We start from the raw sequence: 25,772 nt of genomic DNA on the forward strand, positions 1-25,772 counted from the left end.
GAATAGGGGAAGGCCGCCCCAATCGTTCGGGCGGCCTCTTTGAATTATTTTAGTTGTATTGACTTTAACTGATGAGTTTAGACGTCTTCGTTGGTGACGCTCTGAACGGTGCAGTTGGTGTACACATCGACATTGCCCTGACCGGGTGTAATGAAGCGGCTGTTGAAGCTGTAGTTTGCCGATCCCGTATTGACCGACAGGGCCGCGTAGAAGCTGCCGGATTTGTTGGTCGCAGTCACGATCTTGACCCGGTCACGTACTGGCGTTACTACGATGGCCTGAGGCAGGAAGCCCCCGGTTGCCGGATTGGCGTCAAAGGTAAGTCGGAAGCTGTTGCCTCCCAGTGAGGCCAGCTGGCTCCCAGAAACGGTTGAGTTGTAGTTGCCGTCATAGGCATTGCTGGTATTTCCACGGAGTCCTACATTGACAGACTGCACGCCGCCGCTGACTGAGAAGTAAACCGAAACTTGCGTACTCCCAATTGCATTGTCCACATTGTCGCACCCGATGAATGGCCCACTGGCTCCCAAACGGTATTCCGTGCGGAGTTGAGAAACGCGGCCATCGCCACTGCCATCGGGCGCGACGCCAACACCGCAACTCGCCAACGCTGCGCTCAATCCGACCAGTCCCAACAACAATTTCTTCATACGCTTACTGTCACCCATCAAGCTGATGTGGACGTGATGTGGCCTTAAGGTGTCTTGAGATTTAGACCGGACGGCCCGGATATGTGAGCAATCCTGACTTTTGTTGCCCGATGGGTGAACAAGCCGTCATTTAGTGCCTCTTAAGTCTTTCCTCATGCGCCACATCAGGGAAAGCCGCGCTACACTTGCGCCTAAGCATGGCTTCCGTTGATTCTCCAGTGGTATTCGTCGTCTCGCGGGATCGTTCCCGTGCGTCACTTCTCGCTCCTGCATTGCCTTTTGCCGAGGTCATTTACATCAGCGACGCAGAGACGCTCCTGCGAGAAGCGCATGTGAGGCCGCCGCAAGTGGCGCTCCTGTACACCGATACGCCCGGTGTGCCGCTGGCGCAGGTGCTTCCGCTGCTGCGGCAACGGGCGGAATTGGCGGGCACGCACTGGCTGGCGGTGGGTACGCAGGGGCTGGGGGCGCTGCTGGTGGCCGGAGCCGACGCCCTGATCAGCGATACCACGCCCGTAGATGCGATTGCGACGCAGGTGAAGACGATGCTGGGGCGGGCGCAGCAATACCACGACACCCAAGAGCGCGTGGCGCAGTTGCAGCGCCGCATGGACACTTGGGAACACGAGGAACGGATTCGGGATCAGCTGGTGCATATGCTGGTACACGACCTGAAAAACCCTATTGCCGCCGTGATGGGCCTGCTGGAAGTCGTGGAAGACGATACCCGTGTACCCGACGATTCCCGCGACCTGATCAAGGTGGCCCGAGACGAAACCCAGCATTTGCTGCATCTGGCCGTGAATATGCTGGATGTCCGCAAGATTCAGGCCGGAAAGATGAATCTGCGCCGCGAACTGATGTTCAGCCCGATGTTTCTGGAAGTGATCGAACTCTCTCGCGGCGATGTGGGCAGCGGCCTACGTGACCGCCATGTGCGGGTAGAGGTAGAACCCGGTCTCAGTCCCGCGAGTGCCGACCCCGAAATCTTGCGCCGGGTGATGGCGAACCTGATCAGCAACGCCATGAAGCACACCACGACGGGCGGCGTGATCACGATGATCGTGCGGCAGGGCAAAGAAGACGTGCAATTCCTGATCCGTGACGATGGCGAGGGCATTCCCGCCGACGATATTCCCAACCTGTTCGCCGCCTTCGAGCAAAGCCGCCTGACGCTGCACGGGCGCTTCGATACCGGGATGGGGCTGGCCTTTTGCAAGCTGGCCATCGAGGAACACGGCGGCACGATTTTCGTGGAATCCGAGCGGGGCAAGGGCGCGACCTTTACCTTTACGCTGCCCCTCGCCCAAGACGGCGACGACGAGGATTTCGCGGAATTGCTGAATTAGAGCATTTGTCAAAAGAGTTGTTTGCTGTTGACCGAACAGAGTGAGTGGATTTAACGAGTATTTGGGAGAATAGACCTCTTGCGAAAGTCAGGCGGGACGTGCGCGGGTCAGGTTGCAGAGCGCAGCGATCAGCTGAACTCGAAGGGCAAACCGACGCCGCCGATGGCGATAGATGCCCTTCAGGACACGAAAGATTTTCATCCGGCGAATGACATGCTCAATGCCCTGCCGGGTATAGGCGAGCACGCGGTTTTCTTGGCGCTGATCCGCGGATAGGGGCGACGCACGCGTCGCCTTATGGGTGGTGATGGCCTGCCCGTGGCTCCGCCAGAGTCCCTGGTACCCGGCATCCCCGATCAGGGCGGTATCGTTGGGCAGTCGCACGCCCGACTGACGGAACAGTTTCAGGTCATGAACGGCCCCCGCGCTCGTGGCGGTGCCCAGAATGCGCTGAGTCACGGTGCAGATCAGCAGCTGAAATTTCAGGGTATGGCGTTTTTTCTTGCCGCTGTACCAGCGGCGCTGTTTTTTTTGGGCCGTTCACACGGCACTTCAGAAGCATCGACGGCGACGATGCTGTAGACGAGCTGCGCTTCCTGAAATACGCGTTTCCTGGGCATCTGGAACCGCGCACTGCCAATCAAGGCCGCTTCCACGCGTTCCACCGTGCGGTGCACGGTGGTTTCATGCACGCCCCAGTCGTCACCCAGGTGTGCGAAGGTACGGTACTCACGCCAGAATTCCAGCGTCATCAGGAGTTGTTCAGCCACGCTGAGCGCGGCTGGGCGGCCAGATTTCTTTTTCCGTTCTTCCCGTTGTGCAAGCACCGTTTCCATCTCGGCAAAGGTTTCCGGGTAAACCCCGGTGCGTCGACGAAACTGCTTGCGATTCATCTTCAGCGTGCGTGTCAGACGGTCTCGCTCCACGCTGCCAGTTTAGACCACCACTTTCGCAAGAGGTCTAATGAAAGCGTCAGGAGCTTTTTTTCTGACGTTGTACTTCGGACAAATGCTCTAAGGCTTTGGGCGGCGGGGGAGAGGACGGCTCCAGTTCGGCTCCGTTTTACCTTCTCCACACGGTTCTGCCTGTGTGGGGCGGCGGCGCGTTAGGCTGGCCCTCTACCCCAAGGAGGGCAAATTTATGACCGGAGAGACAAATGAATTCTTCCGCGCCCTGCGGATGGTGAAAGATGAGGCGGGCATTCGGGCCGAGTTTCAAGACCTGCCGCTGTCGGCTCTGCCCGAAGGGGACACGTTGGTGCAGGTGCAGTATTCCAGTCTGAACTACAAAGACGGACTGGCGGTCTCCGGCAAACCCGGCGTGCTGCGCGGTTATCCCATGACGCCGGGCATCGATCTGGTCGGCAAAGTCATCTCCTGCGAATCGGGCCAGTGGCAACCGGGAGACGCCGTGATTCTGACGGGCTGGGGCATAGGCGAGCGCACCGACGGCGGGTATGCCGGGCTGGCGCGGGTGCGTTCCGAATGGCTGGTGCCCTTGCCGCCCCCAAGCACGCCGCAGTGGGCCATGAGCGTGGGCACGGCGGGATTTACGGCCATGCTGGCGGTCCTGGCCCTCGAAGATCATTGCGTAACGCCGGACAGGGGAGAGGTATTGGTCACGGGTGCGGCGGGTGGCGTGGGCAGCGTGGCCGTCGCACTCTTGGCTGCCGCAGGATTCACGGTCACGGCCAGCACAGGCCGCCCCGCCGAGGCCGACTATTTGCGGAGCTTGGGGGCCGCCAACGTTATTGGGCGCGAGGACTTGCCTGCCCTGAAGCGCCCGCTGGAAAAGGAACGCTGGGGGGGCGTAATCGACAGCGTAGGCGGCGCAACCTTGGCCGGAGCCATCGCCTCGACCCGCACGCACGGCGCGGTGGCGGCCTGTGGTTTGGCGGGCGGCAGCGACCTTCCCACCAGCGTGTTTCCCTTCATCTTGCGCGGCGTCATGCTGATCGGAATAGATTCGGTGACTTGCCCCATGCACCGCCGCCAGGCTGCGTGGGAACGCTTGGCCCGCGACCTGCCCGCCGAACAGTTGCAGGCCATGACCCAGATTCACCCGCTAGAGGACGTGCCCGCGCTTGCCCAGCAGATTCTGGCCGGACAGGTGCGCGGGCGCGTGGTCATCGAGGTCGGGGGCTAAGCGTCTGAGTTGCGGGCGGTCTAAGGGTCGAAGAGAAGGGCGAGGGCATTCACTGGCGCTCACCGACTCCCCACCCTACAAACTCGCCCGCCCAAATCTCAGTTCCCCACCGTCAGCGTCCCCACGTCGGTGCTGGGCGTGCTGGGGCCAAGGTTCACGCTGCGTTCCTGCTTGGCTTCGTCCACTTCACCGTACACGCCGTTGCTGTTCAGGTCGCGGCCTGCCACCACCCGGAACGTGCCGTTGGGGAGCAGGGCGGTAAAGCGGCCCAAGCTGTCCAGCACAGGCTGATAGGAGTTGCCCAGCGAATCTTGCAGGCGCAGGCCCACGCCGCTACTGGTCGCGGGCGCGTTCAGGGCAGCGGCAGCATTGATCATGCCGAAGCCGAACTTGGGGTCGCGTCCTGCCGCGCCAAGGTCGGTGGCGGTGGCGTTCAGGCGGGCCAGGGTATCGGCAGGCGTGCTGGTCACGCCTTTGCTGAGCAGTAGGGCGGCCAAGGCAGCCACTTGCGGCGCGGCCTGACTCGTACCGACTTCGGCCATGTAGGCGGGCTGATTGCGCCCATAGTCCCAACCCGTAGACAAGATCATGTCGGGGAAGGCCGCGCCGTTGAAGGTGCCGCCATTGAACGCCGTGGGGCTGTTGGGATCGGTGCCGCCGGGCGCACTGAGTTGCACGGCGTCGTAGGCGCTGCTGTAAGGCGCGTGGGTGGGCGCACTGGCCCCCGAAAGCGACACGCTGGCCACCGAAACGGCTGCCGAACACGCGGCGGGATAGGTAGGCACGGTGCTGCCGCCGTTGCCGCCTGCGGCCACCACCAACGCCCCGGCAGTGCGGGCTTCGGCAATGGCGTCACACATGGGCGCGGCGTCGTCAGCACTGATTTCTCCGCCCAGACTCAGGTTGATGACCTGTGCCGGGTGCGGATTGGTGGTGATGGCGGGCACGCGCAGGCCCGCCGCATAGCGCACCGAGAGGGTCACGTCGGCCAAAGTGATGTCGCCGTTCACGTCGATGGCCCGGATCGGCAGCACCTTGATGGGCGCGAGATACGACGCACCGACCACGCCGCTCGTGCTGCACGCGGGGCAGCCCACCGGCGCAATCGTACCCCAGCGGGCAGCGATGATTCCGGTCACGTGGGTGCCGTGGCTGTCGACTGTCCGGTTCTGGACGCGCTCCGGCGTGCTGGGGTCGGTCGGGTCGCTGTCCACGCCGTTGCCGTCGCCGTTGCCCGCGTCGCTCAGCACGTCCAGCGCGCCTTCGCCCGGCTGCCACAGTTGCCCCGCCAAATCCGGATGGTCGAAGCGCACGCCGGAATCGATGACCGCCACCGTCACGGGCCGGGTGTACGCGCCGCCTTCCATGTCGCGCCACACGGCCCCGTAGCCCATCAGCGGATAGGCCCACTGAAGGCCCGCGTATTGGTCGCTGGGCATCACGGGCGTGGCCTGTTGGCGCAAGACGGCGTTGGGCACGGCGTATTCCACATTCGGGTCGGCCCGCAGTGCGGCGAGGGCAGGCGAAATCTTTTCGGTCTGAAGCAGGACTTCGCGGCCACCCAAGTTGCGGCGCTGGGCAGGCGAGATTCCCAACTGGTTCAGCACGTCGGTAGAGCGTTGCAAGCCCTGAAGTTGGGCCGTAGACAGCTGCGCTCCGAGGGGCTGAGCATTCAGAGTTTTGCCGTCCAGCACAGCGTTGTGGGCCGTCGCGGCCCGGTATTTCACGATCACGCCCCGCGCCTCTGTGACGGCTGGATTTTCTACGGCTGTGGCCCCGGCCTGAAGATCGGCTCCACTGACGCTCAGGCTTTGGGCCGCCGCGCCGTCCACCACGCGGCCCGTCAGGGTGTAGTTGTCTGCCGTCACCCGCCAAGTCACGGTGCCGCTGGCCGTACCCGCCGCCCAGCTGAGGATCAGGTCGCCGCTGAGGGTGGGCACATTGGCCGCCAGCGCCGCCATCTGCACGCGGTCTGCGGTTACCGTCAGGTTCACGTCTCCGCTGCCCGCCGTTGCCGAGACAGCCAGCCAATCGGGCACGTTCCGAACATTCCAAGTGCCGCTAAAGCTCTGCGTGGCCGTGCCCGACAGCGCCGTACCGAGGTTCACGGTCTGGTTGCTGAGGCGGCTGGGGCCGGGAGCCGGAGTGACAGGCGGCTGGGGCGGCGCGATCACCACGGGCGGAGGCACCACAGGCGGCACCACCGGGGCCGGATCAGGCGTGCAGGCCATCAGCGACAGGGTCAGCAGGGCAGCCAGAGGCAAACGCAGAGGCGCAGAGTGATTCATTGCCCCCAGATTCGCACATCGGGGTTACGCCAGACTGACAAATTCGCACCATATCCCTGCACCTTGTCCCACTGCACTATCCGTGCCGACCCCCGAATCTGCACGGACAAGCCCGCCCCCCAGCGTGCATCATGGGCGGCGTGCCCAGTGGACGAGTTCATAATCTGATCAATGTTGCCGTGTATTCCGTGTTGGCGGGCGGCGTCCTTCTTGCTTCTAGCCAAAATGTATTGACCATTCCGCCCGTACAGGCCGTGTATTTCACGCTGGCCTACGCCGCCGGAACTTTCCTGCTGTCGCCCGATCTGGATTTGGCCGAGGGGCACGTCAACAGCAAACGCTATTGGGGCGTGCTGGGCTTTTTGTGGGCACCCTACGGCATGATGTTCAGTCACCGGGGCATCTCTCATACGTGGGTGGTGGGGCCGCTCACCCGGCTGGTGTATCTTGGCCTGATGGTGGGCATCGTGGTCGGCCTGCTGTCGCTGGTGTTTCCCGGTATACGCCTGCCCGCCCTGCCCGAAGCCAGTGGCGTCGCCGCACTCTGGCCCGCGCTGTGGCCGCTGTTGCTCGGCTATTACCTCAGCCAGTGGCTGCACCTGATGGCCGACGGCGTGCGCCCCGATCACGGCATGCGCCACGGCATGAAGAAGATTCGCAAGCGGTTTTAGGGTGTGAAAACAGATTAGGCGCAGCACTGCAGACGATGTTTTTTCGGTTTATACAGACTCCGATTGAATCCCTAGGTGTTGGGTTTCAATTCGACTTGCAAAGCTGCGAAGCAGAGATGGACGAATAGGCGTCGGCTGGCTTGAGCAGCTGTGTTGATGAGCAGGGCTGACTGAACGGGAATGGCACGGAATCTGTGTTACAGGCAGTCTTCTCCCCTGCGGGCCAACAAAAAACCGCCCTGTTGTAGGCGGTCTGAAGGTTGCTTCCTCTAGGGTGTTCAGGCGGCGAGTATGGCCGAGATGACGTGAATATTGCGTCCCTCATGCAGTTGCCGCACGATGATCTGTCTGAATTCGTTGGCGTCTTCCAGTCCGATGTCTTCGATCAGTCTCACAAAATCGCGTTCGCTCAAGAGGTTGTAGCCTTTCGGTTGCGCGAGTACGAAGTAAGAGACCAACTCCTCAAGCTTCAGATATGTCATGTCTTCAGACATTCTAAATCTTTTTGTCAAACAATACTCTTACGCCCCACAGGAGGCAGGCGCTCTGGCTGTCGAAGAACCGTCATGGGGGAGCTGAAGTTCTGGGTGCCGAGCACCGGCTCTTCGTCTTCTGTGGCAGGCCATCTCAGGGCAATAGGTTCATGGTTGTTGACTCGGAAAGCGCACGCGGTGACTTACGCCGCACCCTTGACCCTTTTTCGGCAATAAAAAAACCCGCGCTGGGCGGGCCTTTCTGTGGTGGGCGGTGAGGGATTCGAACCCCCGACCCGTCGCGTGTAAAGCGAAAGCTCTACCGCTGAGCTAACCGCCCCACCCGACTGGACTCCCCTTCTCAGGATCATCCGGCCCCACATGGTAGGGACTGCGGCGCAAAACGTCAAGCGGTGGGCTGGTTCGGGGCACTGGGCAACGAGGGATCGGGCGGGAATTGCACGCCGCCGAGGGCCGTATTCAGGTGGGCCGCCAGTGCCATCAGGCGGGCGTCGCTTCCGGCAGGACTGGTCAGCAGGATGCCGCATGGGGGGGAGTCGGGGAGGGGCACGGGCAGCGCCAGACTGGGATAGCCCGCCTTGGCCACGATGCCGTACCCGTGAATGCCGGGGAACACGATGGCGTCCAGACCCTCGGCGTATAGGGCGTCTAGACCACGTGTGGCATTCAGATCGAGGTCGCGCTGGCGGGCGTGCGCGTAGCTGCGTTCGCTGAGATCGCCGCGTGTGCCGTTGGCCGCGTGCAGCAGCGTTTGGCCGTAGGGGGCGAGGCGGGCCGGGTCTTCGTCAATCTGGTCTATCAGGTCGGACATGGAGTGCGGGCCGTGCTGCACGCCGCTGAGGTAAGCGTTGAGGGTCGCCTTGAACTCGTATTCCAGCACCTCCAGTTGCCAGCCCGACATCTCGGTGCGGGTGGGGAAGGAGAGGTCGTGCAGGGTCGCGCCCGCCGCCTTCAGGTGAGTTTCGGCCACTGCCAAGGCCGCCGTTTCTTCGGGCGTCAGGTGCGGCTCATCCCGAATAATGCCGATGTGTGCGCCTTCTAGGGCATTGCTGGCGAGAATCAGGTCGGGCACAGGCAGGCGTCGGCTGGCGGCGTCCTGTTCGTCGGGGCCAGCCATGACCGACAGCAGCAGGGCCGCGTCGCGCACCGAGCGGGTCAGCGGGCCAGCCGTATCCTGACTGGAACTGATGGGCACCACGCCTGTACGCGGCACCAGCCCCACCGTCGGCTTGACGCCCACCACGCCGCTTTGGTGCGCTGGACTGACGATGCTGCCACTGGTTTCGGTGCCGATGGCCGCTGCACACAGCCGGGCCGCCACCGCCACGCCGCTGCCGCTGGAGCTTCCGCCCGTGTCGCGCACGCCGCCGCCCAGTAGCACATTCCAAGGATTGACCGTTTGGCCGCCCGCGCCGCTGAAGCCGTTGGGCATGCCCAGCGTCATGAAGTTGGCCCACTCGGTCAGGTTGGCTTTGCCCAGCAGCACCGCGCCCGCCGCCCGCAACCGTGCCACCAGCGGCGCGTCGGCAGCAGGAACGTGCGCCAGCATCAACAGGCTTCCGGCGGTGGTCGGCAGGCCTGCCACGTCTATGTTGTCTTTGATCAGCAGCGGCACGCCGTGCAGCGGCCCGCGTTTGGCTTCGGGCAGGGTATCCAGATGAGTGGCCTCGGCCTCGGCCTGCGGATTCACCGTGATGACCGCGTGCAGGCGCGGATTGTGGGCCTTCAGGCGCGACAAGTACGCCCTCGTGACCTCGCTGGCCGTCAGGTCGCCCCGGCGTGTGGCGGCGGCCAAGGCACAGACGTCAAGGTCTAGGATCGGGTCGGGCAGGAGTGAGGTGGGCACGCCCAAAAGTGTAGACCGGGGCCAGAAGGGATTGTGTTCCGCATGAAGAATTGTGGAGGGTAGGGGCCAGCTGCCCTCCGAGACTTGCCCACTTGCACCACCGCCCTAGCCCAAGTTCAGACCACTTCCGGCACGGCGGCGGCCTGTGCGCTAGCCTCGCTGCCATGAGTCACGGCGAGATCGGTCACCCTCCTGAACCTACCGAAGCACCGCGGGGCGTCACGGTGGCTTTTCAGGGCAACCCCGGCGCATACGGCGAAATTGCCGCGCTGAACGCTGTGCCGCACACGGCGCACACCCGCGGCTATCCCACCTTTCATGAGGTGGCCCGCGCTGTGGAATCGGGCGAGGCCGACTTCGGTGTGCTGCCAGTCGAAAACAGCCTGATGGGGGCCATTCATCAGGCCATAGACCTGCTCTCGGATACCGAACTGCACGTGATCGGGGAGGTGGTGGTGCGGGTGAGCCACTGCCTGATGGCGCTGCCGGGCGTAGCCCTAGAAGACGTGCGGCGCGTCTCGTCGCAGCAGCCCGCGCTCGATCAATGTACGGGCCTGATTCGCAAGTACAACCTTCAGCCGGTGGCCGCGCACGATACGGCGGGCAGCGCCAAAGACCTTGCTGCACGGGGCGCACGAGATGAAGCCGTGATCGCCTCGGCCCGCGCCGCCGAGTTGTACGGCCTGAATATTCTGGCCCGTGAAATAGAAGACGAATCCTTCAACTTCACGCGCTTCATGATCTTGTCGCGGCATGAGGGTGAAATTTCGGACGCGCCGCACAAGACCAGCCTGATCTTCGCGGTGCGCCACACGCCCGGTTTTCTGGTGGAAACCCTGAACGAGTTGCGCGGCCTGAACCTCTCGCGCATCGAGTCGCGCCCGCGCCGTGACCGGGCGTGGAGTTACCTGATGTACATAGACATTGAGGGTGACGCCCGTGACCCGAAAGTGGCGCAGGCGTTGGCCGGGGTGCTGCGGAAGGCCAGCTATGCCCGGATCATCGGCAGCTATCCGGTGGCGCAGAATACGGTGGGGTAAGTGTTGTCTGACTCAGACGGGGCGCACCAGCACGCTGTCTCCGGCCCGCAACCCGGTTCTCATCAGCAGGTCGGTGGGAATCAGCAATTGTGCGCCGAGGTCGGGGCCGCTGCGAACAGGTAGGGTGTGGATTCTCCCCGCATCGTCACGAATAGCGATGTGTTGCGGGGGCCGCACCAAGTCATCTTTCCAGCGTCTCAGGATCAGGTCGTCAATCACGACGACGCCGCGAACTTCGCGGGTGACCGTCACGCTCAGGCGGGCCACGCGGGATTTGCGCGGAGAAAGCAGGCCCATTCGGATCAGCTTTGCCAGCATCCGGCGGGCGTAAGGGTCGGCGGTCAGATCGGACAGGGGGCGCTGGGCCTCGATCTGGCGCAGCACATCTTGTTCTTGCAGTGTCCAGCGCATGGCGGCCACGCGCTGCGGTGAGGGCAGGCGGGCGGGGCCATCGAAGGGCGGCTTGTGTTCCGGCAAGCCGTCCAGCGCTTCAAACGCCACCTCGTCCAGTGTGGCGTCCATGCGGGGGGTAGGGTGGGTCAGACCGTCTTCAAAATGAAATCGCCCCTGTGGGTCAAGCAGCAACTTCACCAAGGCGGGCACGCCCTCCACACCTTCAAAGTCGAGGTGCCGCACCCGCCCATTTTCGAGCCAGCACTGAAAAAGCCCATCTGGCCGATGTACCGAGAGAGCGCCTGTTTTGCTGCTTCCGGAAAGCATAGAGAGCAGTTCCAAAAAGTCGAAGGTGTCGAGGCTGGCGTTGGATTTGGTCATAGAGGTGCAGGCTGAAGCCTAACAGAGGCTGTCACAGGTTTTCTCACGTTCCCCTGACACAGTTCAGGGCGGCGCGTTGGTAAATGTGTGAAAGCACGGCCCAAACAGCCGGAGACAGGTAAAACCCGCGTGCATCACGCTCAATTGAGCGTTGGCCACTGGCCCGAGCTGCCTAGTACACCCCCCCATCAGCTAGGGGAGAGCTTTTGGTCAGCCGCGCAGGAGGTGCGAAAAGTCTGTGCCGTCCAGTTCGGGCAGGTCTTTGACGGTGGACAGCCCGAATTCCAGCAAAAACTTGTCGGTGGTGCCGTATAGCAGCGGCCCACCCACGGCGTCGCTGCGGCCCAACACCTTCACGAGTTCGCGCTCTTGCAAGGTCACCACCGTTCCGGCACTCGCGCCGCGCATGGCTTCTATTTCGGCCCGCGTGACGGGTTGGCGGTAGGCGACAATCGCCAGCACTTCCAGCGCGGCGGCGCTGAGGGCGGGCAACGGCGGCGGCGACAGGATGGGCGCGAGGTGCGCGGCGAGGGCAGGCAGCACCACCAAGCGGTATCCGCCCGCCACCGCCTCCACGGTAAATCCGGCGTCGGCGTCGGCCAATGCACGTGTGTAGGTGGTCATGGCCTGCACCGCCGATTCGGGCGGCAGGCTCAGCAGGTGGGCCAGTTCCGCCACCGTCACGGGGCGTCCGGCGGCCAAGAGTGCCGCGCCGATCAGGGCAGAACGGGTGGGAGCAGCAAGAGCAGGGCCAGTCATGTGGGTGACACCAGAAGGATGCCGACTCGCGCCAGAGCTTCGGCCAGCACCGGGAAAGGCAGCCCGCCTTCACGCAATATCCGCGCCGCCTGCTGGGGTTCGGCAGGCAACTGAATGACGGTGCTGGCGACCCCGGCGGTCTTGCCTGAACCGGAATAGACCGCCTGATCGGTGTCCGGCAGCAATAGATCGGCCAGAGCATAGGCCCGCGCCTCGGCAACAGTGCGGGCGGCAGGTTGACCGCTGGGATTCAGGCTGGTGGTGGCGAGGAGGCCGCCGCAGTGGGCCAGCAACGCCTGAATGACCGGGTGATCGGGCACGCGTACCCCCACCCAGCCGCCGGGCGCGAGGTCAGGGGGGCAGGTGGGCCGGGCCGCCGTGACCACCGTGAGTGGGCCGGGCCAAAAGGCCGCTACCGCCTCGAGTCCGGCGTTCCAGTGGGCCACCGCCTGCACGGCCTGCACATCTGAACAAGACATCTGAATAGGCTTGCCTTCTTCCCGGCCCTTGCGGAGCGTCAGCGCCTGCACTGCGCCCGGACGCGCGGCGTGGGCCGCCAGCCCCCATACGGTTTCACTTGGATAGCCGACAACCTGCCCGGCTTCGAGGGCGAGGATGGCCTGCCGAAGCTGCGGCCCGAATGATGAGTGGTTGGATGACGTGAGCATGTTCGTTTCTGTCCTTGTGCCGGGTCTGGAGGGAACTCCTGCCTGATCAGTCTGGCATTCTTGGGCTTCTGAAGCTGGCGCTGCTGTAAGGCGCAGGCAAGATCGCCCCGACTATACTCACCTTATATGCCGGTCTTCGAATATCGTGTCCGGGACCAGAGCGGCAAGGTCCTGAAGTCCCAGATGGAAGCCGAAACTCTCAATCAGGTGCGCGATACGCTGCGTTCCAAAAACCTAATGATTGTAGAGATCAAGGCTCCAAAGAGCGGTATGAACGCCGACATCAAGATTCCGGGCCTAACAGACCGTCCTCCCGGACTGAAGCAAGTGGCGATCTTTAGTAAACAATTGGCTACACTTATTAATGCGGGCGTGCCCCTGGTGCAGTCGCTGGCTATTTTGCAGCGTCAAATCGAGAGTAAGAATTTTCAGGCCATTCTAAAAATCCTTCGCAACGATGTAGAAAGCGGTACGCCTCTCAGCGAGGCAATGGCTAAACACCCTAAAATCTTTAACCGACTGTATATCAACCTTGTGCGTGCGGGCGAGACGAGCGGCACACTCGACAGCGTTCTGGAAAGAATTGCCAGCTTTCAGGAAAAAGAGTTGGCCCTGCGAGGCAAGCTTAAGAGTGCCTTGACCTACCCCGTCGTGGTGTTGGTCTTCGCTTTGGGGATCACTTACTTCTTGCTCACGACCATCGTGCCGCAATTTGCAGGAATTCTGGCCCAATTGGACGCCCCCCTTCCCCTCATCACTCAGTTCTTGATGGCGGTTTCTGATTTCCTCCGCAATAGTGGCTTGCTGGTTTTTGTCTTTATCGCCGCGTTCGTATTTGCCTACCGCTGGTATTACAAAACACCTAAAGGTCGCATGGTTATCGATGACATCAAGCTCCGGCTCCCTGTGTTCGGCCCACTGATCAAAAAGAGTGCAATTAGTTCTTTTGCCCGCACATTTGGTCTGCTGATCGGAAGTGGAGTGAATATCATTGAGAGCCTGGAAATTACAAAGGGAACAGCCAACAACGCAGTTGTAGAAGAGACGATTGAAAATGCCAAGAATGTGGTGATGGTGGGCGAGCAGATGAGTTCCAGTTTAGCGACCAGTAAAGTCTTCCCGCCGATGGTCGTCAGCATGGTGTCTATCGGAGAAGAAACGGGCGCTCTCGATACGATGTTGGGCAAAGTGGGCGATTTCTATGACCGCGAAGTGGATGAAGCAGTCGATAGCCTCACTGCTGCCATCGAACCATTGATGATCGTGTTCCTCGGCGGAATCGTCGGCACGATTGTGGCAGGGATGTTTTTGCCGATGTTCGCTATTATTGGGCAGCTCTCGCAATAAGCGCGAAAATTCCAATCATAACGCCTGACTGATAAAGACCTGAACGACCTCCGTAAGATTTAGCGGCCATTTTTGTTTAAGCTGCGGTTTTCTGGATTTAGGCAACCTGCATCTTCGAACGAAATTGATTTTACTCTGCGCTGTCTTCTCGATTAGCTCTACTTAGGAGGTCGGAAGTCAATGTAGCCAAGCGCAGAGTCAAGGCCAACGCAGCGTGGGCCAGAGTCGCGCCGCTTAAAGATGACTTTAGGTCAAGTAATTTAAGATCATCTACAGCCCCTCAGTCTGACGCGATAAACTTGGGTCATGCTCACTCCCGCTTTCCTCAGGTTGCCTGCCAGCCGCCGTGCTGGGGCCTGATGCGCCCTCTTCAGGTTCTCTTGGTCGATGACAATCCGGCGGCGCGTGGGCTGGCCGAAGAAGCCTTCTCTCTCTCTGGGCAACCCTGCGAAGTCACGATGATGGAAAGTGGTGACGACGCGCTGGCCGCCTTGATGGACAAAAATGGGATTCGGCCGGATGTCGTGCTGCTGGACATCAACATGCCCGGTATGGACGGCTTCGAGGTACTCGAGGCGATGAAGGCGCAACCGCATCTTCGTCCGATTCCGGTGGTCATGCTCAGCGGTTCCTCTGCGCCGCAGGATATTCGCAAGGCGTACACGCTGCACGCCAACGCCTACCTCGTCAAGTCGGTGGAATTTCAGACGTTCCTGACCCAGATCGAGGATTTCGTGGTTTTCTGGACACAGGCCCGCTTAACCACCCGGTCAGACGAATTGGAGTAGGCGGGCCAAAGCTTTAGGCCGCGTCGAATTCGCCCACCGTGGTCACCCCGATCAACTGGCGCGTGGTGTGCGGCACGGCAAACAGCGACACGCCTTCATCAAGCAGCAGATGAGGTTCAGGCACGCGGTCACCCACCCAGAACGGCAGCCGCCAGCGTTTGGAAAAGGCCGACTGGATAAAGCCGCCGTGCGAAATGAAGCCGCCGATCCGCACCGATTCGTCAAAATACACGAGGCGGCGAAGAGCGTCTTCGGTGGGCACGTCGGCAAAGCGGGCCAGTTCCCACACGGCCCGCCCGGAGTAGCCGCAGTGGCCCAACACGGCCCCGACCAACACTTCGGGCATCAGCAGGCGGTCTGCGCCGTGATCGGCCAGCACCTCCAGATGCGCCTGCATATCGGGCACACTGGCGTGATACCAGCGAATAACGTCCTCATAGCTGGGTTCGCCGGGTTGGGCTTCCGCCGTCAGCAGGTGGCTGATTTCATGGGCCGCCTCGCTGCGGCGTTGGGGCGCAGAGGCGTCGGCCCGCACGTATACCACCCGTTCGGGCGTCGCCAAACTGTCGGGGCCGACGCGGTAGTGCATCCCCAAGCGGCGGGCGAGTTCGGGCATTTCCGGGGCAAATTCCGCCTCGGCGTGCCGGGCGACGTGATACATGAACAGATCGTGCAGCACGTCATCCATCACTCTGACTCCTGTACCACTTTGGCTCCCGCATCAGTCCAACTCCGGTGGATCGAATTCGTGGCGGTAGCGCAGGAAGAGGGCCAGCCAGCCGTCGGGCGTGGTGGGGCGCTGTTTGTGGTGCAGGCGGTGAAGATAACGGGGCCAGCGCGGTTCGGCCAACGCCGCGAATTCTGGTTGGCCGCTGTACAGGCGCACCGCTTCCTGTAGGGCTTCGGGCAGAGGTTCCCTTACAGGCTTGGGCACTGTGCGGTAGCCTCGCGCCGCCGCGCTGAACGCCTGTGCGGGTGGGGCGGGCGAAGCGGTGGGCGTAAACAATCCCGTCTGAGCGTGCCACTCTTCCGGCGAAAACCCCAGCACTGCCCGCACCGCCTCCCGCACCTCCAGTGACGCCCGCGAGAGGGCCGCCGTGCCCCGTTCCAGTTTGTTCAGATAATCCGGCGTGATGTGCTGGCCGTGCTTTTCCATCTGCGCCACGAATGCTGGACGGTTCAGCCCCAATTCCAAGCGCCGTCCCTGAATCAGCCGTCCATGCTGTGTGGCACGTGGATCGGCTTCCCGCACCGATTTGGAAGAGGGAGCGGCCTTAGCAGGCGTCATCTGCAACCGCCCTAACACCGAATCTGTTCCCAATCCAGTCTGGTGGATTCATGGCTGAAGTGTAGATCATTGGCCTCAGATTGGGTAGAGGGCACTCTTAAGTTGGGATTGAAGTGAGATTGGGATTGACATGGAGCAGCACTGGTCTTATTCTATTCCTAGATTTGGGTGTGTGTGATGCGGACTTTCGGCCAACTGTGGCAATTCTATCTATGAATTTCCAATCGCCTAGTCCTATTTTTGAGAACAGATCAAGAATAGCCTTCATCTTTCAGCCCGTCATTCAGTAGAGGAGTCTCAGCTATGACCGGAACAGACCTTGCCGCCGTCCTCCCGCTGATCGCCAAAAGTGGGGCCGCCACCGTTGTTATCGCGCTTCTCTTCGGGCTGTCACACGTCATTCGGGAGTGGCGCGGCGGCAGCGTGTCCGAGCAGAAGGAACACGATACCCAGCAGCAATTGGCTGACACAGAAGCCCGCTTGAAAGAGGCCGAGGCGCGTGTGCTGACGCTGGCGCAGCAAAACCACGACTTGCGGTATCAGCGCGATTCTGCGCGGGTGCGGCTAGAGTTTCTGGAACTTAAACACGGCGAGCGGCCTCGGAGCGTGTGGCCCGCAGACGGGGATATGAAGCGGGCGTAGAGTGTACTGGTCGGCTGAGCATCCTACGGTTGCCAAACTCAGTCCTGTCTGAAGTTGACGATTGCGGGTAAACCCCCCAGTCTGCTGTGCAGCCAGCCCCCCTTGAGGGGAGCGCAAAAGCATTCGTCCTCCCCTCTAAGGTGGGGCGTCGCACAGCGACGGGGGGGTTCACCTTCCAACTCAACTATGAACTTGCGTCAGCAGCGGGGGGTTGCTCTGCCAACGCCCCAGCCTCAGCTCTCCGTTTCCTCCCCCAACTCCTGCGCAGTGGCGTCTATCGTGGGGTGGCGTTTTTCGAATTGGATGGTCAGCACTCCTGCGCTCAGGCGGGCCTCTCCGCTTTGGGGCAGCACGGCTTCCGGAAAAACGAGGGTGCGGGTGAACTTGCCACTGGAGCGTTCGGCGCTCAGCACGCGCCCCAGCGTTTCGTCTAGTGCAGGCCGCTCGCCCTGAACGGTCACGGTGTCGTCTTCTTCCGACAGGGCTAACGTGTCCAGATTTACACCCGGCACGTCCAGCAGCAAGATCAGGTGTGAATCGCCGTCTATCCAGTCGGCGGCGGGCGTCCACGGGCGGGCGCTGCCCAGCGTCTCCACCTCTTCGCGCAGGTTCATCAGCTGTTGCAGGCGGGCAAGCACAGGCTCGTTCATGCCCAATACGCTACTAGACTTCTGGGTGTGATGTCTGTCCCGCCCGCCCCGCCTGTTCCTGCCCTGCCCATCCTCACCGCCCCCACCGCTGCCGGAAAAACGGCGCTGGCGCTGCACTTGGCGGCCAAGCATGATCTGGAAATCATCGCCGCAGACGCCTTTACCGTGTACCGGGGGCTAAGTATTGGCACAGCAAAACCCAGCGCCGCCGAACGGGAGGCCGCGCCGCATCACCTGTTGGATGTGGCTGATGTACACGAGGAATACGACGTGGCCCGCTATGTGCAGGAGGCCGAGGCAGCCATTCGCGGCGTGTTGGCGCGGGGAAACATTCCGCTCGTCGTCGGTGGCACTGGCTTTTATCTGAGTGCCTTAACACGGGGATTGCCGCTCACGCCTCCCTCGGAGCCAGAGTTGAGGGCCGAAGTGGAAGCCGAGCTTGCCGCACGCGGGCTGGATGCACTATTGACCGATATGGCCGCCACCAACCCTGCCGAAGCTGCCCGCATGGAGCGCAACCCCCGCCGCGTCGTTCGGGCGCTGGAGGTGTACCGCCGCACTGGGCGTTTTCCCGGCGAGTTTGGCCGCACGCAGCCTGCGTTTTCCTACCAAGTCACGGCCTTTACCCGCCCCGCCGCCGAACTCGAAGAACGCATCAGCGGGCGCGTAGTGGCAATGCTGGCACACGGCTGGCCCGAAGAAGCGGCGTGGTTGGCGTCGCAGCTAGACCCAGACACCCTGCCCCGGCCTACCGCGTGGCAAGCCCTCGGCTACCGCGAGGCGTTGGCGGTGTGGCAGGGCAAATTAAGTGTGCAGGACGCGCAACAAGTCATCACACTCGCTACCCGTCAATATGCCAAACGCCAACTGACGTGGGCGCGTACCCAGTTGGCCGCCGTGCCGGTCACGCCCGCACAGGCCGCCGATCTGCTCACCGTTTCTCTCGCTTCCTACCGTGCAGTACGTTCCAGCCAGCCCTAAATCGTTGCCCTGAATCTTTACACCCCGTTCAGTGTTGGCTGCCCTGCCTAAGCGTGTGCCCCGCGCCCCCGCAGCACAGGCTAAACTCAGAAGTGAGTTACACCTCATTTTCAGGCGGTACGGTAGCGGAACCGGGGGGCCAGCTGGCCTCTTGGTCAGCCGGTTCTCACACACGCCTGCGCGGGCCTGATCCGGGGCCGTGTCTTGGCAGCACCATCATCAGGGGGAATGCACATGAAGCCGAGAGTTTTGGGCATGATTTTGGCGGGCGGGCAGGGGTCACGGCTTGCGCCACTGACGCAAAAGCGCAGCAAGCCCGCCGTGCCGTTTGGCAGCAAGTACCGCATCATCGACTTCGCCATCAACAACTTTATGAACTCGGGCATGTTCAGCATCTACGTGCTGACGCAGTACAAAGCCCAGAGCCTTACCGAGCATATTCAGCGGGGCTGGCGCTTCGGCACCTTCCTCAGCGACTATTTCATTACGTTGGTGCCTGCTCAGATGTACCGCCTAGAGGAACTTGGCCCCGTGTGGTACCGGGGAACCGCCGACGCGGTGTATCAGAACATGCACCTCATAGACAATTACGACGCCGATTACGTGGCGATTTTCAGCGGCGATCACATCTACAAGATGAACGTGGAGCACATGCTCCAGACGCATATCGACTCCCGTGCCGACATCACCATCGCCGCTTACCCGATGCCCCAGAGTCAGGCGCACCAGTTCGGTGTGATGCACGTGGACGAGCGCTGGAAGGTCACCGACTTTTTGGAGAAGCCCAAGAATCCGCCCAGCATTCCCGGTCAGGAGGGCGTGAGCCTGACCAGCATGGGCAACTATATTTTCAGCCGTAAAGCGCTGGATGAACTGCTGGAAACCAGCATGTCGGGTGGCGAGGAAGGCTTCGACTTCGGCAGCGACGTGATTCCGCGTGCCCTCTCGGACGGCTACAACGTCATGGCCTACGATTTCCACCGCAATCCCATTCCCGGTCAGGCTGGCCCCAACCTGTACTGGCGCGACGTGGGCACGTTGGACGCCTACTTCGAAGCCAACATGGATCTGGTGACGGTCAATCCAGAATTCGACATCTACAACCCCGAATGGCCGCTGCGTACCAGCAGCGAGTTCTCTCCGCCCGCCAAGTTTGTCCACGAGTCCGATGGGCGCAAGGGGCAAGCCTTCAATTCCATCATGGCCGGGGGCACCATCATCAGTGGCGGCACCGTGCGCGACAGTGTACTGGGCCGGAACGTGCGCCTGCACAGCTATTCTGTGGTGGAAAGCTGCGTGCTGTTCGATGATGTGGAAGTGGGCCGTCACGCCCGCCTGAACCGCGTAATCGTCGATAAAAACGTGGTCATTCCGCCCGGAACCGTGATCGGTCTGAACAAAGAGGACGATTTGGCACGTGGCTTCACCGTCACTGACAGCGGCGTCGTGGTGGTGTCCAAGGGCTATACGTTCTAAACACCGCTTGAACTGAATTCAGCTCCACAGCACAGGCAGGCGCGTCAGCATCGGTGCGCCTGCCTGTGCTGTGGCCTGTTACTGGCCGTCCAAGCTCGGCTGTCATTCCTCCGTCATCCAACTCCCCGTACACTGTGCAACGTGAAATTCCGCACGCCCTTGACCCTTTCCCTCCTGACTGCTGTTCTGGTAGCGGCTCCCGCTGGGGCGCTGACGCTCACTGTAGAAAGCCAAGTGCAAGTCACTGGCCCCGCCGCAGTGGGCGGTTTGGCGTGGCTGCCGGGCGACTCCCGGGCCGTGTGCTTGGGCAACCGCCTGCTTGTGCTGGACGGCGTGGGCAAGGTGTCCCGGCTTATTCCCACCGGAGAAACGGTCTGCCAAAGCCTGAGCGTGAATCAGGCCGGAACGTTGGCGGCAACCTCGGCGGGCGGCACCCTGAACGTGTGGCGCTTGGGCGACGGCGTGCGCGTGGCCCAGCATCCTACCGGGCCTCTAAGCGGGGGTGGGTTCGTCTCGGACACCGATCTGCTGCTCGCAACCTCAACCCGAATAGAGCGCCTGAATGTGCTGACTGGAGCGCGTCAGACGGTGCAGAACACCCCTGTAACCGCCCTATTTGTCGCCCCGGACGGTGTGCGGGCGGTCATCGGCACGTCGGCAGCGGGACGTGGACGGGTGCAACTGATCAATACCACCACGCTGGCCGTGCTGTCTGGAACGGTGTGTGACGCCCTGTGCGTGCCCCAGAACGCTCACTTCGGTGTCAATGGGCGGGGGGCTGTGGCGCGGGCCGGGTCTGCGCTGCTGGCTTTGCGCGAGGGCTATCCCAGTTCCACCCTTGTGCGCGGCCTGCCTGCCTCCGATCCGGCCTCCGGCTTACCGCTGCCCGATTCCTCAGTGCTGACCTTTGTAGACGGCAACGCCGAATCCCGCGACTTGCAAACGGGGCGCAGGGAAAAACTGTTGCCGATTCAGGGCGTGCTGGCCCAGCCGGTCAGCCTGTCCGGGCAGGGGCGGATTTCGGCCCTCACCGACAGCGGCGACCTGCTCAGCGCCGATCTGACCTTCCGCGACGTGCAGCGTGTGGCGTTGCCCGCCGCCTTGTTGGGTGGGGGAGAGGGCGCGGCACTCTTGCCTTCCGGGGAACTGCGGGTAGACGCAAAAACGGTGGCAGGCGGCTTTGCAGCGGTGCAGGCCATGAGCAAAACCACTTGGACACTCGGCGTACTGTCTGAGGAACGGCAAGAAGTGGGCCTCTTGTCGGGCGGTGCAGTGCGGGTGCTGACCTCTGTGGCGGCGGCAGAAGGCGCAGAAGCCCGCTTGAGCGTGAATCACTGGGGCAACCACGCTCTGCTTTGGAATACAGCAGGTGTCACGGTGGTCTCTCAGGCCAGCGGGAAAGTCGTGGCGTCCTTCAAGGCCAGTGCGCTGAATCTGGCTCCAGCGGTGTTAGCCGCCTCCAGCTTGACCCTTTCGCCCGACGCGGCCCGCCTCTTCGTCCTGCCTGCAAACGCCGCGCCGTTCGTCTATACGCTCGCCACCCGCCAACGCGCCCCATTGACGCTGCCTCCCATGACCGCCAATCAGTCGTACACCTCACTCCAAATCAGTGGGAAAGGCGTGCTGGCGCTGGGTTCCGTCACCCGGTCTGCCGACGCCAACACGGCAGAAGTGGGCCTGTACCGCCCCAATGAGGGTCGGCCCTACGCCACACTTAAAGCCAATTCAGCCGCCACCCGCCAAAACCTGCACCGCTGGAGTTCAGATAGCACCCTGCTGGCCCTCGTCAACGCCGATGAACGCAGCTTCCGAGTGGATGTCGTTGACATTGCCAGTGGTAAAGTAGCCGCCAGCACGCCGCCTCTCGCCAACGCTCCGGCCTTCATGTCTTGGTCACCCGACAACGCCAAGCTAACCGTAGGTGCGGGCTTGCTGGACGGCCTGAACGCGGTGACGGTGTTTGGGGTGAAGCCCTGATAGAGACAGATTAAAGAGTGTGGATCGTAGCCAGTGGTTAAACCACGATCTACGATCCACACTCCACCCCCGCTTTTACACCATCGCGGGTTCTACATACTCCCCGTACACGCCCTTCAGCACGTCCATCTGCTCGCCCAGCGTCACGTAGGCATGGGCGCATTCTAGGAAGGCGGGCATAGAGTTCGCCCCAGTTACCGCAGTGTCGCGTAGGGCCGCCAACGCCGCCGCAGTGCGGGCCGGGTCGCGTTCGCGGCGAACCTGTGCCAGTCGCGCTTCCTGCACGCGTTCCACTTCCGGGTCGATCAGTTGCAGCGGCACCTGCACGGCGTCCTGCACAAAGTCGTTCACACCCACGATAATTCGACTCTTTTTCTCTACTTCGCGCTGGTAACGGTAAGCAGCCTCGGCCATTTCCAGTTGAAAAAAGCCGTTGTCAATCCCGACTTCCACGCCGCCCATTGCGCGAATCTGTTCGATGTAGCCCAACGCGGCGGCTTCTATATCGTCCGTCAGTTTTTCTACGTAGTAGCTGCCCGCCAATGGGTCAACCACGCCCGCCACGCCCGTTTCGTAGGCGATAATTTGCTGCGTTCGCAGGGCAATGGTCGCCGCTTCCTCGGTGGGCAGGGCCAGCGCTTCGTCAAAGGCGTCGGTGTGCAGGCTCTGCGTGCCGCCCAGCACGGCGGCCAACGCCTGAATCGCCACCCGCGCAATGTTGTTCAGCGGTTGCTGCGCGGGTAGGCTTACCCCAGCGGTCTGCGAATGCGTGCGTAGCATCCAAGACTTGGGATTTTTCGCGCCGTAGCGGTCACGCATCTGCCGCGCCCAGATTCGGCGGGCGGCCCGCAACTTGGCAATTTCTTCAAAAAAGTCGTTGTGAATGTCCCAGAAAAAAGAGATCCGCGGCGCGAATTCGTCAATGTCCAGCCCACGCTCCAGCGCCTTTTCTACATAGTGGAAGCCGTCAGCCAAGGTAAAGGCCAACTCCTGCACGCCCGTCGCGCCCGCTTCCCGAATATGGTAGCCGCTGACCGAAATAAAGTTCCACTTCGGCACAATCTTAGGCCCCCACTCGAAGGTATCGATGACCAGTTTGACACTGGGTGCAGGTGGATAGATAAACTCTTTTTGGGCAATAAATTCTTTCAGAATATCGTTTTGAATGGTGCCGCCAATTTTGGTCAGGTCTTTGCCTTGCTTTTGGGCGTTGGCGATGTACATGGCCCAAATTGCATTGGCGGGGCTGTTGATGGTCATAGACGTGGTGACTTGTTCTGGATCGATACCCTGAAACAAGATTTCCATGTCGGCTAGGCTCGCCACCGCCACTCCGCATTTGCCCACTTCGCCTTTGCTGAAGGGATGATCGGAGTCGTAGCCCATCAGGGTGGGAAGGTCAAAGGCGGTACTCAGGCCCGTTTGTCCGGCCCGCAAGAGTGCATGAAAGCGTTCGTTGGTCTGTTCGGCGCTGCCAAAGCCTGCAAACATCCGCATCGTCCAGAGTTTGCCCCGGTACACGCTTGCTTGCACGCCCCGCGTATAAGGGAACTCGCCCGGATAGCCCAAATCACGCTCGGCGTCCCACTCTTTCAGGTCGTCTTGCGTATAAATCGGGTCGGGTTCCATGTCCGACAAGTTCTTATGGTTGTATTTGCGCTCCGGGTGCTTGGCGACGGCGGGTTGATACACGCTTTGCAGCCATTCATTTTTGGTCTTCATCGGTAAACCTCCGGGTGAATAAGAGTAACCATGTTTATCTTTAGATAAACCGAGCGGAGCGAGTTTGGTAAAAAGTACGTTCAGATGAGAGTGGAGGGATGGAGTGCCTTTTGCGGAATCCCGAAACGGTAATCTGGACGTACTTAGGCAGTAAAAACAAACGCTCGTTAGGTGGCCTCTAGCCTAGCAGACCAGAGCCACATCAGCTTGGGGCGTTAGTGTGCCGCCATGCAAATCCGCCGGATGGGATGGTTGTCTTTGGTTCTGATGGGTAGCTTTGCATGTGCTAAGCCGCCTGCTCCGACTTCACCCATGCCCCAAGCTCAAGCCTCCGCTCAGGGCATCACGTTTCGGGCGTTGCCGGGGGCGCTGACGGCTACCCGTGCAGGCCGCTTTCTTTGGCGCAAGACTGGCCCGCTTGCCCATCCGACGCGGTTGGAATTGTTGGCTAATCCCGGCAAACTGCTGCTACTCAGTGAGGAAAATTCGTTCATTGGAAGCCAAATCATTCTCTCGGCTTACGCACTACAAACGGGCAAACTGTTATGGCAGACGCCCATACTTGAGAATTACGCTAACGCTTCGGCAGGCATGAGGGGCAGTGCAGGCCAAACGCTGGTTTTGTCGGCGGTGTCTGGCGAACCGATGACAGGCAAAGTACAGGGAATCGCGCTGGAGACAGGAAATGTGCGCTGGACGGCTAGGCAGGACTTGGTGGGCTACACCGATATTGAAGCCTTGGTGATTGATCTGGGTACAGGCGCTCAGCCGATGAACAGCGCAGGTCTGCTGCCCTTGAACCGCATCACGCTGGCGACAGGCAAGATGGCTTCTTTCACGGTCAAGCTGCCCAATCGTCCCAACTGCGGCCCAATGAATTATCAGGGAAGCATTCCCAGTCTGACCTTTGCCCACAAGTTTCTCTACGCTCTACGGCAAGACTCTTGCGGCCCGTTCATTGCCCGTGTGGATTGGCACGGTGGCGCGGCTCAGACGCCGTTGTTATATCCAGACCGCAGGAACGCCGCGCCCGCCGTCAAGTAGATTCACGGAGCCTCAGCCATTCAGCCCATGCCGCCGTCACTCGTCCTGTCTAAGCTGAGGCCAGTGACCCTTCCAACTCTGCCCACCGCTGCCGCCCTCGCCCGGTTCAGCTTTGCCGCCCAGCATCCGGTCAGCCTGGGGTGGTGTTCGGAATCCCAGCGCCTGAGCAATCTGGCCGACGAACACGCCTTCGATCTGCAATTGGCAACCGATCTGGAATTGGCGGCCAATCGCGCCCAGTGGATGAACATTTCGCAGCCGCCAGAAGCCTTTTTGAACCGGTGGCTCTCGGTGCGGCCTGACCTTGACGCCATGCTCAGCATCCGGTTCGAGGGCGGCAATCCTGACAAACCGTTTGTAGATGTGAGCGCCACTTCCCGCCCCGTATTGCCCGCCGATTTGCCTGTGCTCTCCGCTTCAGCTCAGCAAACCTATGGTGTATTCAACCCCCAGCGTCTCCGGTTCTGGTCGTCTGCCGAAGCTGGGGCTTTTGTAGGCACACAGCCGGATATGCGCGTGCTGGCTGCTCCTGTGCGCGACTTGCAACCTCGTCCCACTCCCCCAGAATTGTCGCTCCGACCCACGCTGGACACGTCCCAACTGGCAGCGGCGCGTGAGGCTTATGCCGATGTAGACCGCCTGCATCCCGCCCATCCTGGTCAGGCCCGCATCTTCTCTGAGGAAGATTTGCAGGAAACGGTAGACGCGGGAACCATGTTCGATGTGCTGCGAAACGGCGAGTGGGTGGGGTATGTGGGCGTGTTGCCTAAGCCCAAGCACGGTCTAAACGCCTATTCGCTTCAGGAATTGATCTTGGCTTCAGCCTGCCGGGGACGTGGATACGGCGCGGCGCTGACCACGTTGTTGGCTCAAGCATTGCCCCAAGGAGATCGCGTCCTCCTTGGCACCATTCATGCAGACAATCGGGGCGCACGACAAGCCGCTTTGCAGGCGGGGCGCGTGGATATAGGGGGCTGGTCATGGCTGCCCCTGCTCCATGCTTTGGCCTGAATTTGCTTGACCCTGCCCTGACGCCCTGCTGATCTGCTAGAATCTATGTTTGGGTGTCTCGCCCACCAGTGATGTGTGGCGAGCCTTTTCATGCCGGGGCCGCTGGGCTTCTGAACAGGCACATCCTGACCACAGTGTCAGGCCAGCGCCCCGGACATGCAC

General features: G+C 61.5%; 25 protein-coding genes and 1 tRNA gene. 12 read left to right on the forward strand and 14 right to left on the reverse strand.

Annotation, left to right across the window (positions count from 1 at the left end):
• Nucleotides 1–77 precede the first annotated feature (77 nt).
• Nucleotides 78–650, reverse strand: a complete 573-nt coding sequence (locus tag SU48_RS06345) for a hypothetical protein (RefSeq protein ID WP_231881702.1) — start codon at nt 648–650, stop codon at nt 78–80.
• A gap of 197 nt (nt 651–847) precedes the next feature.
• On the opposite strand from SU48_RS06345, the gene SU48_RS06350 reads away from it, so the two are divergent.
• Nucleotides 848–1,999 carry an ATP-binding protein gene (locus tag SU48_RS06350; protein WP_064014519.1) on the forward strand — a complete coding sequence of 384 codons (1,152 nt, stop codon included), beginning with the start codon at nt 848–850 and terminating at the stop codon, nt 1,997–1,999.
• A gap of 87 nt (nt 2,000–2,086) precedes the next feature.
• Here SU48_RS06350 and SU48_RS06355 read toward each other — a convergent pair whose 3' ends face one another.
• Both SU48_RS06355 and SU48_RS06360 read right to left on the reverse strand, forming a co-directional pair.
• Nucleotides 2,087–2,485, reverse strand: coding sequence for a transposase family protein (locus SU48_RS06355; RefSeq protein ID WP_082869599.1), 399 nt, complete (start codon nt 2,483–2,485; stop codon nt 2,087–2,089).
• On the reverse strand, nt 2,482–2,925 hold the full coding sequence (locus SU48_RS06360; RefSeq protein WP_231881655.1) for a transposase family protein: 444 nt from the start codon (nt 2,923–2,925) through the stop codon (nt 2,482–2,484). The genes SU48_RS06355 and SU48_RS06360 overlap by 4 nt, the downstream gene beginning before the upstream one ends.
• 214 nt (nt 2,926–3,139) lie before the next feature.
• Here SU48_RS06360 and SU48_RS06365 point away from each other — a divergent pair, with 214 nt between their 5' ends.
• Complete coding sequence (locus SU48_RS06365; protein WP_064014520.1) at nt 3,140–4,144, forward strand: MDR family oxidoreductase; 1,005 nt, start codon at nt 3,140–3,142, stop codon at nt 4,142–4,144.
• 98 nt (nt 4,145–4,242) lie between these two features.
• On the opposite strand, the gene SU48_RS06370 is transcribed toward SU48_RS06365, so the two are convergent.
• Nucleotides 4,243–6,432: a S8 family serine peptidase gene (locus SU48_RS06370; RefSeq protein WP_064014521.1), complete on the reverse strand. Its 2,190-nt coding sequence runs from the start codon at nt 6,430–6,432 to the stop codon at nt 4,243–4,245.
• A gap of 131 nt (nt 6,433–6,563) precedes the next feature.
• On the opposite strand from SU48_RS06370, the gene SU48_RS06375 reads away from it, so the two are divergent.
• Nucleotides 6,564–7,103, forward strand: a complete 540-nt coding sequence (locus tag SU48_RS06375) for a metal-binding protein (protein WP_064014522.1) — start codon at nt 6,564–6,566, stop codon at nt 7,101–7,103.
• A gap of 278 nt (nt 7,104–7,381) precedes the next feature.
• Here SU48_RS06375 and SU48_RS06380 read toward each other — a convergent pair whose 3' ends face one another.
• The 3 genes from SU48_RS06380 to SU48_RS06390 all read right to left on the reverse strand — a co-directional run bounded on the left by SU48_RS06380 (nt 7,382) and on the right by SU48_RS06390 (nt 9,443).
• A complete protein-coding gene (locus SU48_RS06380; protein WP_064015888.1) occupies nt 7,382–7,585 on the reverse strand; it encodes a hypothetical protein in 204 nt (67 codons plus the stop codon).
• Between the two features lie 256 nt (nt 7,586–7,841).
• Nucleotides 7,842–7,916: transfer RNA gene (locus SU48_RS06385), tRNA-Val, on the reverse strand.
• A 66-nt stretch (nt 7,917–7,982) separates the two neighbouring features.
• A complete protein-coding gene (locus SU48_RS06390) occupies nt 7,983–9,443 on the reverse strand; it encodes an amidase family protein (protein ID WP_231881703.1) in 1,461 nt (486 codons plus the stop codon).
• A 164-nt stretch (nt 9,444–9,607) separates the two neighbouring features.
• Here SU48_RS06390 and SU48_RS06395 point away from each other — a divergent pair, with 164 nt between their 5' ends.
• Nucleotides 9,608–10,483, forward strand: a complete 876-nt coding sequence (locus tag SU48_RS06395) for a prephenate dehydratase (RefSeq protein ID WP_064014523.1) — start codon at nt 9,608–9,610, stop codon at nt 10,481–10,483.
• A gap of 12 nt (nt 10,484–10,495) precedes the next feature.
• Here the strand turns inward: SU48_RS06395 and SU48_RS06400 are convergent, their stop codons facing one another.
• The 3 genes from SU48_RS06400 to SU48_RS06410 all read right to left on the reverse strand — a co-directional run bounded on the left by SU48_RS06400 (nt 10,496) and on the right by SU48_RS06410 (nt 12,684).
• Nucleotides 10,496–11,257: a DUF4388 domain-containing protein gene (locus SU48_RS06400; RefSeq protein ID WP_064014524.1), complete on the reverse strand. Its 762-nt coding sequence runs from the start codon at nt 11,255–11,257 to the stop codon at nt 10,496–10,498.
• Nucleotides 11,258–11,467: 210 nt separating this feature from the next.
• Complete coding sequence (gene scpB / locus SU48_RS06405) at nt 11,468–12,016, reverse strand: SMC-Scp complex subunit ScpB (protein WP_064014525.1); 549 nt, start codon at nt 12,014–12,016, stop codon at nt 11,468–11,470.
• Nucleotides 12,013–12,684, reverse strand: a complete 672-nt coding sequence (locus SU48_RS06410) for an L-threonylcarbamoyladenylate synthase (RefSeq protein ID WP_064014526.1) — start codon at nt 12,682–12,684, stop codon at nt 12,013–12,015. Before SU48_RS06410 ends, scpB begins: the two co-directional genes overlap by 4 nt.
• Nucleotides 12,685–12,810: 126 nt before the next feature.
• Between SU48_RS06410 and SU48_RS06415 the strand changes: the two genes are divergently transcribed.
• Both SU48_RS06415 and SU48_RS06420 read left to right on the forward strand, forming a co-directional pair.
• Nucleotides 12,811–14,031, forward strand: coding sequence for a type II secretion system F family protein (locus SU48_RS06415; protein WP_064014527.1), 1,221 nt, complete (start codon nt 12,811–12,813; stop codon nt 14,029–14,031).
• A gap of 359 nt (nt 14,032–14,390) precedes the next feature.
• Entirely contained in the window at nt 14,391–14,819 is a 429-nt protein-coding gene (locus SU48_RS06420) for a response regulator (protein WP_064014528.1), read from the forward strand.
• Between the two features lie 13 nt (nt 14,820–14,832).
• On the opposite strand, the gene SU48_RS06425 is transcribed toward SU48_RS06420, so the two are convergent.
• Together SU48_RS06425 and SU48_RS06430 are read right to left on the reverse strand one after the other, a co-directional pair.
• Nucleotides 14,833–15,507, reverse strand: coding sequence for an ImmA/IrrE family metallo-endopeptidase (locus SU48_RS06425; RefSeq protein ID WP_064014529.1), 675 nt, complete (start codon nt 15,505–15,507; stop codon nt 14,833–14,835).
• Between the two features lie 33 nt (nt 15,508–15,540).
• The gene (locus tag SU48_RS06430; RefSeq protein WP_157451095.1) at nt 15,541–16,107 is read right to left on the reverse strand and encodes a hypothetical protein; all 567 of its coding nucleotides are present in this window, start codon (nt 16,105–16,107) and stop codon (nt 15,541–15,543) included.
• 303 nt (nt 16,108–16,410) lie between these two features.
• Between SU48_RS06430 and SU48_RS06435 the strand changes: the two genes are divergently transcribed.
• Nucleotides 16,411–16,749, forward strand: coding sequence for a hypothetical protein (locus SU48_RS06435; RefSeq protein ID WP_064014531.1), 339 nt, complete (start codon nt 16,411–16,413; stop codon nt 16,747–16,749).
• A 233-nt stretch (nt 16,750–16,982) separates the two neighbouring features.
• Here SU48_RS06435 and SU48_RS06440 read toward each other — a convergent pair whose 3' ends face one another.
• Nucleotides 16,983–17,399, reverse strand: coding sequence for an Hsp20/alpha crystallin family protein (locus SU48_RS06440; RefSeq protein WP_064014532.1), 417 nt, complete (start codon nt 17,397–17,399; stop codon nt 16,983–16,985).
• Between the two features lie 30 nt (nt 17,400–17,429).
• On the opposite strand from SU48_RS06440, the gene miaA reads away from it, so the two are divergent.
• The 3 genes from miaA (at nt 17,430) to SU48_RS06455 (ending at nt 21,833) form a co-directional block, all read left to right on the forward strand.
• On the forward strand, nt 17,430–18,380 hold the full coding sequence (gene miaA / locus SU48_RS06445; RefSeq protein ID WP_064014533.1) for a tRNA (adenosine(37)-N6)-dimethylallyltransferase MiaA: 951 nt from the start codon (nt 17,430–17,432) through the stop codon (nt 18,378–18,380).
• Nucleotides 18,381–18,614: 234 nt separating this feature from the next.
• Nucleotides 18,615–19,856, forward strand: a complete 1,242-nt coding sequence (gene glgC, locus SU48_RS06450; protein WP_064015890.1) for a glucose-1-phosphate adenylyltransferase — start codon at nt 18,615–18,617, stop codon at nt 19,854–19,856.
• 141 nt (nt 19,857–19,997) lie between these two features.
• A complete protein-coding gene (locus tag SU48_RS06455) occupies nt 19,998–21,833 on the forward strand; it encodes a hypothetical protein (protein ID WP_064014534.1) in 1,836 nt (611 codons plus the stop codon).
• Between the two features lie 75 nt (nt 21,834–21,908).
• Here the strand turns inward: SU48_RS06455 and SU48_RS06460 are convergent, their stop codons facing one another.
• The gene (locus SU48_RS06460; RefSeq protein WP_064014535.1) at nt 21,909–23,555 is read right to left on the reverse strand and encodes a methylmalonyl-CoA mutase family protein; all 1,647 of its coding nucleotides are present in this window, start codon (nt 23,553–23,555) and stop codon (nt 21,909–21,911) included.
• Nucleotides 23,556–23,867: 312 nt separating this feature from the next.
• On the opposite strand from SU48_RS06460, the gene SU48_RS06465 reads away from it, so the two are divergent.
• Both SU48_RS06465 and SU48_RS06470 read left to right on the forward strand, forming a co-directional pair.
• Nucleotides 23,868–24,599 (forward strand): PQQ-binding-like beta-propeller repeat protein, encoded by a 732-nt coding sequence (locus SU48_RS06465; protein ID WP_064014536.1) that lies wholly within the window; start codon nt 23,868–23,870, stop codon nt 24,597–24,599.
• 63 nt (nt 24,600–24,662) lie between these two features.
• Nucleotides 24,663–25,610 (forward strand): GNAT family N-acetyltransferase, encoded by a 948-nt coding sequence (locus tag SU48_RS06470; RefSeq protein ID WP_197474691.1) that lies wholly within the window; start codon nt 24,663–24,665, stop codon nt 25,608–25,610.
• Nucleotides 25,611–25,772 lie beyond the last annotated feature (162 nt).

Source organism: Deinococcus puniceus, from assembly GCF_001644565.1.
GTDB classification, from domain to species: Bacteria; Deinococcota; Deinococci; order Deinococcales; family Deinococcaceae; genus Deinococcus; species Deinococcus puniceus.

Coding starts and splice junctions, on each gene's coding strand:
- SU48_RS06345 (WP_231881702.1), bottom strand. CDS start 650: ATGAAGAAATTGTTGTTGGGACTGGTCGGATTGAGCGCAGCGTTGGCG.
- SU48_RS06350 (WP_064014519.1), top strand. CDS start 848: ATGGCTTCCGTTGATTCTCCAGTGGTATTCGTCGTCTCGCGGGATCGT.
- SU48_RS06365 (WP_064014520.1), top strand. CDS start 3,140: ATGACCGGAGAGACAAATGAATTCTTCCGCGCCCTGCGGATGGTGAAA.
- SU48_RS06370 (WP_064014521.1), bottom strand. CDS start 6,432: ATGAATCACTCTGCGCCTCTGCGTTTGCCTCTGGCTGCCCTGCTGACC.
- SU48_RS06375 (WP_064014522.1), top strand. CDS start 6,564: ATGGGCGGCGTGCCCAGTGGACGAGTTCATAATCTGATCAATGTTGCC.
- SU48_RS06380 (WP_064015888.1), bottom strand. CDS start 7,585: ATGACATATCTGAAGCTTGAGGAGTTGGTCTCTTACTTCGTACTCGCG.
- SU48_RS06395 (WP_064014523.1), top strand. CDS start 9,608: ATGAGTCACGGCGAGATCGGTCACCCTCCTGAACCTACCGAAGCACCG.
- SU48_RS06400 (WP_064014524.1), bottom strand. CDS start 11,257: ATGACCAAATCCAACGCCAGCCTCGACACCTTCGACTTTTTGGAACTG.
- scpB (WP_064014525.1), bottom strand. CDS start 12,016: ATGACTGGCCCTGCTCTTGCTGCTCCCACCCGTTCTGCCCTGATCGGC.
- SU48_RS06410 (WP_064014526.1), bottom strand. CDS start 12,684: ATGCTCACGTCATCCAACCACTCATCATTCGGGCCGCAGCTTCGGCAG.
- SU48_RS06415 (WP_064014527.1), top strand. CDS start 12,811: ATGCCGGTCTTCGAATATCGTGTCCGGGACCAGAGCGGCAAGGTCCTG.
- SU48_RS06420 (WP_064014528.1), top strand. CDS start 14,391: ATGCGCCCTCTTCAGGTTCTCTTGGTCGATGACAATCCGGCGGCGCGT.
- SU48_RS06425 (WP_064014529.1), bottom strand. CDS start 15,507: ATGGATGACGTGCTGCACGATCTGTTCATGTATCACGTCGCCCGGCAC.
- SU48_RS06430 (WP_157451095.1), bottom strand. CDS start 16,107: ATGACGCCTGCTAAGGCCGCTCCCTCTTCCAAATCGGTGCGGGAAGCC.
- SU48_RS06435 (WP_064014531.1), top strand. CDS start 16,411: ATGACCGGAACAGACCTTGCCGCCGTCCTCCCGCTGATCGCCAAAAGT.
- SU48_RS06440 (WP_064014532.1), bottom strand. CDS start 17,399: ATGAACGAGCCTGTGCTTGCCCGCCTGCAACAGCTGATGAACCTGCGC.
- miaA (WP_064014533.1), top strand. CDS start 17,430: ATGTCTGTCCCGCCCGCCCCGCCTGTTCCTGCCCTGCCCATCCTCACC.
- glgC (WP_064015890.1), top strand. CDS start 18,615: ATGAAGCCGAGAGTTTTGGGCATGATTTTGGCGGGCGGGCAGGGGTCA.
- SU48_RS06460 (WP_064014535.1), bottom strand. CDS start 23,555: ATGAAGACCAAAAATGAATGGCTGCAAAGCGTGTATCAACCCGCCGTC.
- SU48_RS06465 (WP_064014536.1), top strand. CDS start 23,868: ATGCCCCAAGCTCAAGCCTCCGCTCAGGGCATCACGTTTCGGGCGTTG.